Origin of the sequence: Flavobacterium sp. W21_SRS_FM3 (genome assembly GCF_052113625.1) — a bacterium.
Lineage (GTDB): Bacteria > Bacteroidota > Bacteroidia > Flavobacteriales > Flavobacteriaceae > Flavobacterium.
Genome location: NZ_JBGQOD010000004.1, coordinates 117,557 through 130,850, shown reverse-complemented (window position 1 = coordinate 130,850; position 13,294 = coordinate 117,557). Strand labels below are relative to the sequence as shown.

Sequence of the window (13,294 nt, the reverse complement as noted above, 5' to 3'; positions counted from 1 at the left end):
TTTTTTTAAAAAATTTTCACATTATATGTGTGCTCTTATTTTTTCTTTCCTTTTTAACAGCATTCTCTCTAATGATTCTGCAGAAAGTTCAACTGCCTCCTCAAATGATTTGCATTGTTTTTTCACTAAAAAATCGTCACCAGGCACATTCATCTTTACCTCTACTATTTTATTTTCCTTATCACTTGTATTCTCCACCTTCAAATAAACATCAGATGAAACGACCTTATCGTAATACTTTTCTAACTTATCCATTCTTCCTTGAACATAATCTACTAGTTTTCCGTCAACAGCAAAGTTAACTGCATGAACATTTACCTTCATAATCATTTTTTTTAATGGTTAAACTTTCAATAAGCTGTTATTTATTTCTAGGATGGGCATTGCCATGGATTTTTTTTAGCTCTGCTAAACTACTGTGCGTATAAACCTGTGTCGATGCTAAACTAGAATGTCCTAACAACTCTTTTACCGAATTCAAATCAGCTCCGTTATTCAATAAATGAGTCGCAAATGTGTGCCTTAAAATATGCGGGCTCTTTTTTACCTTTTCAGAGACTTTACTAAAGTAAGAATTTATTAAACGATACACAAAAGATTCATTCAACTTTACCCCTTTTTTTGTTAGAAAAAAATATTCTTCATCCACAATAACTTCCAGCGAAGACCTCTCCTTAGCATAGGAAGCTAATTGATCCACAATTATAGGTAAGACAGGAATTATTCGCTCCTTATTCCGCTTTCCTACCACTTTAAGAAGATTACTATTAAAATCAACTGCATTTAAGTTCAAATGAATCAACTCTGCCCTTCGCATCCCAGTAGTATAAAATAATTCAATAATTAACTTATTCCTTATTTCTTCAAAACCCATTGCAACCTCAATACCATTTAAAAGTTGCAACACTTCTTTTTCTGAAAATGGAATTTGAAGTTTTTTAGAAGCCTTCAAAGCCTTATGTTTCAACATAGGACTGTTATCGATATATTTAATCTTTAATAAGAATTTGAAATACGCCTTCAAAGAAGCCATTTTCCTGTTCACAGAAGCGTTCGAAACTCCTTGATCAACAAGTGACAAAATCCAACTTCGAATTTGAGCATAATTAGCTAGCGCTACATCATCTTGCTCAAAATGGATTTTATTAAAATCCTTAAAACTTACTACATCATTTAAATACGCATGCACAGTATGAGGAGAATAATTCTTCTCCTTTTGCAAGTAGTCGCGAAATGCTTCAATCGTAGTAACCATATAAAATAAAAAAACCGTTAGCATCAAAGTTAAAAAACTTTAATGACTAACGGTAATTATCATGTAAAAAGAGCTACTTAGTTTTCTAAGTTGTCTTTCATGTTTTGGATGTAAGCTGCTTTTTGAACTTTAATCCTATTTTTTACAGAAGGCTTAATAAAAGCAGTACGTGCTCTTAACTGACGAACAGTTCCTGTTTTATCAAATTTTCTTTTATAGCGCTTTAATGCTCTATCTATATTTTCTCCGTCTTTAATTGGTATAATTAACATAATTTTGACACCCCCTTTCGTTAAGTGTGCAAAAGTAAACATTATTTCGACTTAAAGACTATAAATTGCGAAATATTTTGGGTGTGCCGGCAAAAGCACGATTTGAAACTTTCAAAAAATCCCGTTTGCCGTCAGGCTATCCGTTACAATCTTTTATTGCTTTGCTCTTCATAAAAGGATTTCCACTGCTATCCTTCACACAAAAAAAATAACCAATAAACAAACTGGCCCTTTATTTTATTTTTTAAAGTTAGCTAACAATTACTCGACAGCAGGCTTATAGTTTTTATTATCAATAATCATTTTTGATAAAATCTCTTTCAAAATTTCCGAAGTCCCACCACCAATTGGACCTAAACGACTATCTCTTAACAATCGAGCCAAAGGATATTCTTCCATATAACCATAACCACCTAACATTTGCAAACAGCTGTAAATTGTCTCATCAGCTACTTTTGTAGACTTTAACTTAGCCATAGTAGCTTCTTTAACTACATACTCGCCTTTATCAAGTCTCGCTACTGCAGCATAATTAAAGATCTTACAGTGCTCCACATCAGTTGCATGCTCCACTAAAGTATGTCTTAATGCCTGAAACTTATCTATTGTTTTACCAAAAGCTTCTCGCTGTGACATATAATCTATAGTATACTCAATGGCATATTCAGACCTGGCATGAGCATTAATGGCCATAATCAAACGCTCTAAAGCAAAGTGTTGCATAATATAAGGAAAACCCTTCCCTTCTTCACCCATTAAATTTTCAGCCGGAATCTCTACATTGTCAAAGGCAATTTCTGCAGTATCGGAAGCTCGCCAACCTAATTTATCCAACTTAACTGCTGACACTCCTTTAAGATTACTATCCATCAAGAACATACTTATCCCTTTATTCCCTAACTCAGGACTTGTTTTTGCAGCAACCACATAATAGTCTCCATACACCCCATTTGTAATGAACGTTTTAGAACCATTAATGATGTATTTATCACCTTGTTTTACTGCAGTAGTGCGCATACCCGCTACGTCACTACCTCCAAACGGCTCAGTTATACACAAAGCGCCTATTTTATCCCCCGAAATACTTGGTGCTAAATAATCTTGCTTGATTCTTTCATCACCTTCAGCATTTAAATGCGTCATAGCCAAATAAGAATGAGCCCACATAGCAGCCGCAAAACCAGCCGATTTAATCTTTTGAAGCTCTTCTAAAAATATAACAGTATAAAACAAGTCCAGGTTCAAACCACCATAAGCCTCAGGATAACGTATACCGAAAAAGCCCATTTCTCCAAACTTTTTCCATATAAAACGTTCAATTGTGCCCGTTTTTTCCCATTTTTCAATATGAGGCACCACTTCTTTTTGTAGAAATCCTTTTAGACTCTCCCTAAATAATTCATGTTCTTCTGTGAAATAATTTGAATTCATGTATTTTATAATTTTTTTACTTTAACAATTGAGATAATTCCAAACATTAAGCAAGGCATCGTGTCTCAGATTTAGATTTTCTTTAAGCCTCATAACAAAGTTACGATATACCGAAAGTAAATGCACTGCAAATTTTTTAATTGCAACTATTAACTAAATATTTAGCTAACTCAATATGCACATTTAATTAAAGTCCAAATATAAGCTAATTATTTTTGCATTTTCAACAGGAAAATCCTTAATTTTTATTAAATCCTCAATATTTTTAAAATCACCATTCATACTTCGATAGGTAATTATGCTTCTAGCAAGTCCATAATTAAAGTAGTGAAACTGTGAGATTTCCTTCAAAGAAGCATTATTGATGTCTAATTTCTTAAATACGGGAACCTTGTCTACTTTATAATGAGATAAAAGTCCTTCAATTGCTTCTGGGGAAAGTCCCCACACAAGTCTAATTTGCTCCATGGTCGCAAAGCCACCTAAAACTTCTCTCTCTTTTAAAATGCGCAAAGAAGTAACTTCTCCTATCCCATAAATTTTAATCAAATCGTCTTGAGTAGCTTTATTTATATCTTTAAGAACAATCTTCTCACCGCTACTAAACTTTTTTTGATAAGAATTAGAAAATCTTTTGAACTCTTTTTTACTATTCACCCAAGATGGAAATTTAAAATAAGGGCTAATCGTATTTAATAAAGAATCCGAAACTTTAGTAACTTTTTGAAACTCTTCAGCAGAGTTCACATATTTATTCTGTTTTCTAAAAAGTAATAACCGATCGATTTCTACAACAGACATTCCTAATTTGTAGCCTTTATAATCAGTTATAAAATTAGGATTGAAAGGATATATCTTCACAACATATTCAGCTTTTTCCTTTTTTAGAATATCAATCTTAGATTGTAGGGAAAGCCATTGCTGTTTTTGCTTATCGTCTTCAACAGCAACTGAACTAAAATCAGCAAAAAAATATATCCCTTGTAAAACGACAATAACAGAAAAGAGAAACAACAAAGCTTTGTTTTGCTCATTTGTAAACTTAAAAAAAGTAGCCAATCTCTTGATATTCATTTATTAAATCATATTAAGTAAAGAAACTTATAACAACGTCTTAGAAGTGGGAAACACCAGTTGCATTCCTACCTATAAATATATACTATTTTTCATACCAAAGCGTAAGCAATCTTAAAATCAAAATTACCATTATCAATAGCTAAAGACTTAATATCGAAAGTAATCATTAAAATACAATTAAAATACTTAGAAATATTAAATTTTACATTCATATCCCTATGAATTTTATTTTCAAGTTAAATTGAAATATTGTTTTTATATTTTGTAAAAAATAATACATTTGGGCACTAATAACAATTAACCTAAAAACATATGTCAATTTGGAAAACAAAACCACTTTCGGTTTTATTAAATGAAGCTTCAGAAGACGAAAAAGGTCTAAAGAGGACACTATCCGCACGATCATTAGTTGCACTTGGTGTTGGTGCTATTATTGGTGCTGGATTATTCTCATTAACAGGAATAGCAGCGGCAGATAATGCAGGACCAGCGGTAACGTTATCATTCATCTTAGCAGCTGTAGGCTGTGCTTTTGCAGGATTATGCTATGCTGAATTTGCCTCTATGATCCCAGTTGCAGGTAGTGCATATACGTATTCATATGCGACAATGGGAGAATTTGTTGCTTGGATTATCGGATGGGATTTGGTTCTTGAATATGCACTTGGAGCAGCAACTGTTGCTGTGAGCTGGTCTCAATATGTAGATAAATTCCTCGGTAATTATGGCCTCCATATTCCGCAGGAGATACTCCATGGGCCATGGGATGAGAAAGCAGGATTCATTAATTTACCTGCAATTCTAATTATTTTTGCGCTATCACTGCTTTTAATTAGAGGTACAAAGGAATCTGCTTTATTAAATAATATTTTGGTTATTTTAAAAGTAACTGTTGTAATTGTATTTATCGCTTTAGGTTGGGGCTTCATAGATGGAGCAAATCATACTCCATTTATTCCTGTAAATGAAGGTGAAGCAATGTTAAGCTCTGGAAAAATGACATTCTTAAACTTCTTTAGTAGTGATTACTTTGGTCATTACGGATGGAGTGGTATTTTAAGAGGTGCTGGAGTTGTGTTTTTTGCATTTATTGGGTTTGATGCTGTTTCTACAGCTGCACAAGAGGCAAAAGACCCACAAAAAGGTATGCCAATTGGTATCTTAGGATCATTAATAATTTGTACTATTTTATATGTTCTTTTCGCTTTTGTACTAACTGGTTTAGAAAACTACCTCAACTTTAAGGGAGATGCAAGTCCTGTAACTACGGCATTTGCTAAGACTGGTTATACTTTCCTGAATTCAGCGTTAACTATTGCGATTATTGCAGGATATACTTCTGTAATGTTAGTGATGTTAATGGGACAAAGTAGGGTTTTCTACAGTATGAGTGTGGATGGATTACTACCTAAATTTTTCAGTGCATTACATTCAAAAAACAGAACACCATACAAAACAAACCTTCTTTTCATGGTATTTGTAAGTGTCTTTGCTGGATTTGTCCCTGTGTCAGACCTAGGTCATATGGTAAGTATCGGAACATTATTTGCATTTGCACTGGTATGTATTGGAGTTATTGTAATGAGAAAAACTAACCCAGATGCAGAAAGAGGCTTTAGAGTACCTTTTGTACCCGTATTTCCAATCGTAGGAGTTATCATCTGCTTAATTTTAATGGCTGGTTTACCTATTGTAAGCTGGGAAAGACTTGCAATTTGGATGATTATTGGTGTTGTAATTTATTTCTTATACGGAAAGAAAAACAGCATATTAAACAATCCAGACAGAGAATAATACATAAAATGAATCAACAAAAAAGGGATTATAAAGTTTGAAGCTTTATAATCCCTTTTTATATTTAATCCCTTTTTTATAAATCAAAAACTGAAGTCCTTTTAGCACGTATTAAATCTTTGAGTCTAATCCAAAAAGCCAAAGTGAGATATACTCCAAACCATAGACCAGCTGTAACAAAGGAGATATAAATAAAAAATAAGCGTACACTTGTTACCCGCATACCCAATTTGTCAGCCAAACGAGAAGATACATGAAAGCCATATTTTTCAAAAAAATATTTTAGTTTAATTACCCTAGCTATTTTCTGTGCCATATTCTTTATTCCTACATTACTATTTTACAAAAATACATTATTATTTTTGCTTAATACAAACCTACGCTCCTTTAAGCAGCCAAGTTCCTATACCACACTGCAAGCACTTACTCTTTGTGCAGTATTCATTTTTTAGTTGCAATAGTGATTGTGTTTCAAATGCATTATCTGACTTCAAACCAAAAGAAGTAAATTTGTCAATCACAGCATTTTTCTCTGCAGCAACCTCTAACATTAACTTCATCAAATCTTCAGTATTGTCTTTACCTTGACTCCTAGCATAAGCAAACAAGATAGGAATTAAGGTATTTACTACTATCAAATCTACAAAAGCTTTGGACAGCTTTTTGTCCTTTTTTGGGCTCACTTTATCAAACTGATAGTGTTCTTTCCAATAATGCGAAACAGACACATTAAATAGCTTGTAAATGTCAGATAAGGAAGTAAAACCAGTTACTTTACCAAATAAGTTTTGATGCACGCAGTATAGATTAGCCAACTGAGAAAGACGGATGGTAGGAAAATTATCTGGACGGAGTTTAAAAAATTGAGCTGCAAAAAGAATGGATTTATCGAGCTGGTATTTATGTAACAGATAATAGTATTTGAACTGTAAATCTTTAAAATAATTATCTTGTTTATCACTTTCCAAAAGCCCTGCTTTTCCTAATAGTAAAGCCTCTAGGTTTTCAAGTTCGAAGCTTTCTTTTCTAATAATAGAAAAAGGGATGCTTTTTGCCATTCTATAAAAAAGCTCACCATTTGTATTTAGCCCAAAATTTTTGGCTAACATAATAAACAATACGGCTTCCCAATCATTGTCAGTTTCCTTTAACAACTCAAAAATCAAACTGGATTTTCTTTCTAATCGCTCAAAAAACAGTCGCTCTTGCCAATTTCGAATAACAAAAGAGTCTAGGTTTTTTAAGTCTTTTTCACAAAAAATCCATGACTTGGGATTCATCAAAGATTGGTAAGATTCCAGAGCCTGCTGCTGAACATAATTTTTGAGCTCCAAAACTGGAATTTCGGTATTATCCTTTCTAAATATTTCAGTATCGTGTTCCCATACTACGTGTAAAATAACGTTTTCATAGGCTTCATCTCTTTCATGATGATGCACATACCAATCTGAAGATTTAAGGTGAATTTCAACATTCCCTGCCCATTTTTGGGAAGCAATTGTAATTTGTGCATTAAAGAAGTCGGGGCCAGCTAATTCAAGATATTGCCCTACACTGACAATAGTGATTTGCTCCTTATTGGTAGTTCTTAAATTTAAAGTATCAAATTTTTTAAATTTCCATAGGTAGTGGAGAAAATCTTCTTTCATTATAAATACCTGTTATATAACAACTAAAGTAATGAAAAAATAAATACACAAATAAATTAAGACAACTATCTAAGTAAATATAATTGAGCGCAAGCACGAGCATCTGAAAGTGCCTCATGATGATTTAGAGCGATATTCATTGCATTACAACAATCGCTCAATTTAGTTGGCTTCAAACCTTTAGCCTTATAAATTTTAACGGTACATTCCCATCGTGTAGCGATATTCAAAATGTCGTAATCTAGATTATGGAGCGCCATTGATTTAACCAATACATTTCTATCAAAGCTCTCGTTATGGGCCACCACTACCCGATTTTGAAGTCTTTTTTGAATTTCAGGGAAAATTTGTGCGAATGATTTTGCATTTGCCGTATCCCGAGGGTGAATGCCATGAACCCTGATTGTAAAAGGAGAATAAACGTTATTTGGAGGTTTAATTAAACTGACAAATTCATCAACAATAATTCCATTCTCTACAGTTACAATTCCCACTGAGCAAGGATGATGTGCAGTAGCAGTTTCAAAATCTATAGCGGTAAACGTCATACTTTTATTTTTAAAATTGTGATAGTAACATTTGATTCATAACTGAATATAAAAAACCACGAATTTCAAAGTTTAGCATTCCCATGCCAAGCCGAAATTCGTGGTAAAAAAAAATTATTTGATATTATTTAATTGAACCAATAATATCATATTTTGTAATAATATGATGTTTTCCATTTCCTAATTCAACGAGCACAGCTTGATTTTCTTTGCTAAACAACTTAGACACCTCTTCTATAGTCGTACCAAGCTTAACAATTGGGTATGCTTTACCCATTACTGCACGAATTGGTCTATCGGCAGTATTTTTATCTGAAACATAACTCTGAAATAAATCAGACTCATCTAACGAACCTACAAAACCAGTGATATCGATAACTGGAATTTGAGAGATTTTATACTTACGCATTCTTTCAATTGCGTGTGAAACTAGTTCTTCCGTACGAGCAACAATTAGAGGTTTGTCGATATGGTCTTTAATGACATCTTCTGCTTTTGTTACTTCTTCCTCAAGAAATCCACGTTCACGCATCCAATCATCATTAAACATTTTCCCTACATAACGACTTCCAGAATCATGAAATAAAACTACTACTACATCTTCGGGTTTAAAATGCTCTTTAAGTTGCAACAGTCCTTTTATTGCAGCTCCAGCCGAATTACCAACAAAAATCCCTTCTTCTAGAGCGATTTTACGAGTGTAAACAGCAGCATCTTTATCAGTAACTTTTGTAAATCCATCAATTATAGAGAAATCGACATTTTTAGGTAAAATATCCTCACCAATACCTTCAGTAATATAAGAGTAGATTTCGTTTTCATCAAAAATCCCAGTTTCATGGTACTTTTTAAAAACCGATCCATAAGTATCAATTCCCCAAATTTTAATATTTGGATTCTTTTCTTTTAAATACTTTCCAATACCTGAAATCGTACCACCTGTTCCCACACCTACTACAAAATGAGTTATCTTACCTTCAGTTTGTTCCCAGATTTCAGGACCCGTTTGCTCATAATGAGCTAAAGCATTTGATGGATTGTCGTATTGATTTACATACCAAGAATTAGGCGTTTCAGTTGCTAATCTTTTTGAAACTGAATAATAAGATCTTGGGTCAGTAGGTTCAACATCAGTTGGACAAACAACAACTTTTGCGCCAACCGCTCTAAGGATATCCATTTTTTCTTTGGACTGTTTGTCAGAGATTACACAGATTAATTTGTATCCTCTAATAATAGCTACTAGTGCTAATCCCATTCCGGTGTTACCAGAAGTTCCTTCAATAATGGTTCCCCCAGGCTGTAAACGACCATCAGCCTCTGCATCATCAATCATTTTAATCGCCATACGGTCTTTAACCGAATTCCCAGGGTTAAAAGTCTCTACTTTCGCTAATACTAACGCATCCACTTCACTAGTTACTTTGTTTAATTTCACTAATGGAGTATTTCCTATCGTCCCTAATATGTTTTCTGCGTATTGCATTTAATTATCTGTTTAAGATTGTAGTTTGTTATAAATAATTTTGCAAAGATAGTATTTTGTTATAAATATTCTTAATTATACTATTTTGCGTTCGTGATAGTAGCGACATCCTTTGCTTGCTTTCTTTAAGCAAGGAAAGATATAGCGGATAGCGCGATAAAACGCCCAAGAAAGGATTACAATTTACTCTGGCCTAATTGAAAAAGTTCCAGATTAATCCAAAACGAATCACAAAGTCGCGATAAGGATTATTAGGCGCTGCATAGAAATTATTTCCTGTCACAGCTGAATTGAAGTGTTCAGCTTTAAAGTAAATTCTGGTTCTTTGAATCTTAGCATTGATAAAGAAGTCAAGATTAGGGTAATTCCCTATTTCTTTTTTATTTTGAATGAAAAACTCACCTATCACAGGATTGTAATCATTAGCTAAGTACTTTGTAAAATAATTTAAAGTAATTCCTGTTTGTAAGAAAAGAGCTTTCTTGAATAAATAATCTGTGTAGTAAATTGTATTTCTTGTAACAATTTGTGGAACGTTTAAAATCGCTTCACTTTGATCAACCTTTTGATACAAGATGGTGTTTTCTAATGCAAATTTCCCAAAGTTAAACTCTCTATTGGCTTTAATGGCAAGGTAATTTATGGTATTCTCATATTGTTTTGGAGACACCAATTGTTGCTCATCGTTGTTAGAAGTATTTGAAAAATACAAATGATCTTTAAGAGTCATTAATTGCAGCGAAGCATTAACCCAAGACGTATTTGCTTTAGCGGAAATAGCATTTATTTTTTCGTTTTTAAAGTCATTAGACCAGTTATAATCAACATAACTGCTTTGATGCAAATTATAGTTGTCGTTTGGTAATTTATTTAAGTTTTGATACTCAAAAGTGAACTGGTTGTCCTCATTCAACTCGTATTGCATTTTAGCATCTAGATTAGACAAAGACTGATTAGTGACTGATCTTGAGTATAAAAATTTTCCTAACCATTTATTTTTTTGATAATCATACTGGCCACCTACATTGTTGATATTTCTGGTTAAAGAGGCGGGAATAGTCTCGTTATCGCGAATTAGGATTTGATAGTAGTAAAAATTACTTCTATAGTCATCTGCAAAGAACTGAAATTTACCTAAAGTTAGGTTCTCGTATGTCAACCCTGCTTTATTGTACATCTTGTTATAGTGTGTTTGATCATTGATACCGCTGCTTACGTACGAATCGCCAAATCTATTTACAGTAGTAGCACCAACCGTAGAGGCCACTGTTGCTTGATTGTATTCAAAAAACTTGTTTTCATAATTGAATTGATGAGAGACATACAAATTATTCTCCCCTTTAGTAGGATTGATTCTTAAGAAATGATCCACAAATATTCTTTTCCCTTTCAAGAATGACTTTGCATCGGTTAAATACACTTCTAATCTTTGACGGTTATCGTATTTAGGATCTTCATCTTCAAAATCACTAATAGTTGTAATTCCGCCATTTTCTTCATTTAAAATATCTTGATAGGTATAATGCGCATTAGCAAAATAACGGTTGTTCAACGTGTTGTAACTTGTCGTAAATCTAAAATTCCCAGTGCTTGATAGCTGGTTGATATATTTCCCTTCTGATCGTAATCCTTTATAGGCTATTGAAAAATTAAGCCTTGGAGAAATATTGAGAGTAAAGAATGCATCTAATGATTGCCCTTTTTGCATTACTGACTTAAAATACAATTCAGTTACAGGTGTTGCAACTGAGCTATATTTAATATCGTTTGCTTCCAAGAAGTTAAAATGCTTTGCTTTGAAACCCATTTCAGGATATGGCGAAAATTTATCTAAGCCATATTGCAAGCTGTTATAAGTTTGCCCCTCATTAGGAAAAGCTAATAAACCAAAATTATCTTTGCGTAAATAATTAAAAGTGTATTCTCTTTGTATAGTTAAAGAGGTATCCAGATAGGTTGTATCGCGTTCTATAGATATAAAGCGATATTGGTCAATTGTAGCGGTTTTTTCTGTAATTATAGTATCAGTAAGACCTTGACCTCTATCACTATTTAAATTACTATTATTTTGTTTTACTTGAGATAATAAAACTGTAGGAAATATTAAAATATAAAAAAGAAGTATTCTCATTTGAGCAAAATATAATTAAGTTACTGTTTCCATTACACATATTGCGACAAAGATAAATGATAATAAGTAATAAAATAAAATTAGCTAAAATCATTTATCTAAATATGAGTACAGCTAATGTATTTGATTAAAAGAAAAATGAAGCCACTAGAAACAACAAAACCGAGTTAGCTCATTGCTAACTCGGTTTTTATTAATACAATAAAATTTTTAACTATCTGTTAGCGTTAACAGACTCATCAATATTATCATTAGCATCTATTTCAGACTGAGGAATTTTTAGATAAAACTTTTTATCATTTACACTTAAATTAGCTGATGAACCAACACGATGATTCCCCGTTCTAGTAATCGCTTTTTGTAATCGCTTAGCATCAAACCATTCAACTCCTACTTCAGCATATAACTCTTTTCGTCTTTCAAGTAAGATTTCATTAATTAAAGCTGTACCTGTATTAGTAGAAATTACAGCATTCACATCTCTATCTTTCTGCAATTTATATAGTAAAGTATGAGCTTCAATTTCCTTACCTGGTATTCTTGCTTTTGCTTCAGCTTCAATTAATATCATTTCTGGAGTTCGCATAATTGCATTATCTCCAGCAAAAGTAAAAGTGAATTTACGAGTAATCCAGTATCTATAATCTGAAAGATTTGTTATAGCCGCACTTTTTCTAACAAAATACGCTCTAACATCAGTTGCTGAAAATAAATTAACAAAGTCTCTGTTAATGAATGTAGCTGAGTAAGAAGTAGTAAAATGATCTGCCATAGAAGCAGGTGCATTCCAATAATAATTAGATTGATCAGTACTTTGTGCACTACCCCAGATCCACTCTACATTAGAAATATCATCAAAGCCAGCTCTATAATCCTTAGCATTTAAGACCGCAGCAGCATTACCTCCGTAAGCAGCATTTGCAGCATCAGCCGCTCCTTGCCAATTACCCATTACTTGATATACTTGCGCTAAAATCCCTTGTGCTACATTTTTATTGATATATGATTTACCTAGTCGATCTGCTGTAAGACCATTAACTGCTTTCGTTAAATCGGAAACTATTAATTGGTAAACTTCGTCAACAGTAGACATTGCTTTACCAGCAGCAACAGACTCAGTGTAGATTGGTGGAGCTGGAAAACTTTTATCTAATGAATAAGTAGGACAAAATTCTAATACTAATTGGTGGTAAAAGAATCCACGTAATGCATAACCGTAAGCAGACAGTTCTTTTTTATCTGCAGCACTTAAACCACTAGCATCAACGCCTGCAATCAAAGAGTTAGCCTGATTGATCATATAAAAACAGTAGTTCCACGTGAACCTAGTTCTTCTGTACGTAGGCTCACGATTATCATTAGCGTAATCATCTCTAAACCAAGTGCTTGACTGTATTATGTCATTACCTTTTAAACTTCTGGCATAAAACATTGAATTTAAACCCGCAGAATCTGTTGAGTCATATTGTCCTCTAAACCTTCTCATTATACCAGATATAAAGGCTTCGACACCTTCTCTAGATCCGAATACAACCTCCGGAGAAACGGTATCTGTAGGAGTCGGTTCTTCTAGAAACGCTTCACTACAACTTACAGTCATAAACAAGGCTATAAAAGCTATGAATATTTTTATAATTATATTTTTCATATT

Annotated in this window: 12 protein-coding genes; 1 reads left to right on the top strand and 11 read right to left on the bottom strand. The window is 33.1% G+C overall.

Annotation, left to right across the window (positions count from 1 at the left end; all coding sequences use genetic code 11):
- Window positions 1–21: 21 nt before the first annotated feature.
- The 5 genes from hpf to ACEN2K_RS08480 form a co-directional block, all read right to left on the bottom strand.
- Complete coding sequence (hpf, locus tag ACEN2K_RS08500) at window positions 22–324, bottom strand: ribosome hibernation-promoting factor, HPF/YfiA family (RefSeq protein WP_441758904.1); 303 nt, start codon at window positions 322–324, stop codon at window positions 22–24.
- A 37-nt stretch (window positions 325–361) separates the two neighbouring features.
- Window positions 362–1,255 (bottom strand): tyrosine-type recombinase/integrase, encoded by an 894-nt coding sequence (locus ACEN2K_RS08495; protein ID WP_441759015.1) that lies wholly within the window; start codon window positions 1,253–1,255, stop codon window positions 362–364.
- 77 nt (window positions 1,256–1,332) lie between these two features.
- The gene (gene rpsU, locus ACEN2K_RS08490; protein ID WP_007137807.1) at window positions 1,333–1,527 is read right to left on the bottom strand and encodes a 30S ribosomal protein S21; all 195 of its coding nucleotides are present in this window, start codon (window positions 1,525–1,527) and stop codon (window positions 1,333–1,335) included.
- A 261-nt stretch (window positions 1,528–1,788) separates the two neighbouring features.
- Complete coding sequence (locus tag ACEN2K_RS08485) at window positions 1,789–2,958, bottom strand: acyl-CoA dehydrogenase family protein (RefSeq protein WP_441758903.1); 1,170 nt, start codon at window positions 2,956–2,958, stop codon at window positions 1,789–1,791.
- Between the two features lie 183 nt (window positions 2,959–3,141).
- Complete coding sequence (locus ACEN2K_RS08480; protein WP_441758902.1) at window positions 3,142–4,017, bottom strand: ComEA family DNA-binding protein; 876 nt, start codon at window positions 4,015–4,017, stop codon at window positions 3,142–3,144.
- Between the two features lie 330 nt (window positions 4,018–4,347).
- On the opposite strand from ACEN2K_RS08480, the gene ACEN2K_RS08475 reads away from it, so the two are divergent.
- Window positions 4,348–5,829, top strand: coding sequence for an amino acid permease (locus tag ACEN2K_RS08475; protein ID WP_441758901.1), 1,482 nt, complete (start codon window positions 4,348–4,350; stop codon window positions 5,827–5,829).
- A gap of 76 nt (window positions 5,830–5,905) precedes the next feature.
- Here ACEN2K_RS08475 and ACEN2K_RS08470 read toward each other — a convergent pair whose 3' ends face one another.
- From ACEN2K_RS08470 to ACEN2K_RS08445, 6 genes are all read right to left on the bottom strand, one after another.
- Window positions 5,906–6,145, bottom strand: a complete 240-nt coding sequence (locus tag ACEN2K_RS08470) for a PspC domain-containing protein (protein WP_369752465.1) — start codon at window positions 6,143–6,145, stop codon at window positions 5,906–5,908.
- A 61-nt stretch (window positions 6,146–6,206) separates the two neighbouring features.
- A complete protein-coding gene (locus ACEN2K_RS08465; protein ID WP_441758900.1) occupies window positions 6,207–7,478 on the bottom strand; it encodes a DUF2851 family protein in 1,272 nt (423 codons plus the stop codon).
- A gap of 65 nt (window positions 7,479–7,543) precedes the next feature.
- Complete coding sequence (locus ACEN2K_RS08460) at window positions 7,544–8,026, bottom strand: 3'-5' exonuclease (protein ID WP_441758899.1); 483 nt, start codon at window positions 8,024–8,026, stop codon at window positions 7,544–7,546.
- A gap of 124 nt (window positions 8,027–8,150) precedes the next feature.
- Window positions 8,151–9,512: a pyridoxal-phosphate dependent enzyme gene (locus tag ACEN2K_RS08455; RefSeq protein WP_441758898.1), complete on the bottom strand. Its 1,362-nt coding sequence runs from the start codon at window positions 9,510–9,512 to the stop codon at window positions 8,151–8,153.
- A gap of 193 nt (window positions 9,513–9,705) precedes the next feature.
- Entirely contained in the window at window positions 9,706–11,643 is a 1,938-nt protein-coding gene (locus tag ACEN2K_RS08450; protein ID WP_441758897.1) for a putative porin, read from the bottom strand.
- 214 nt (window positions 11,644–11,857) lie between these two features.
- A complete protein-coding gene (locus tag ACEN2K_RS08445) occupies window positions 11,858–13,291 on the bottom strand; it encodes a RagB/SusD family nutrient uptake outer membrane protein (RefSeq protein WP_441758896.1) in 1,434 nt (477 codons plus the stop codon).
- Window positions 13,292–13,294: the final 3 nt, after the last annotated feature.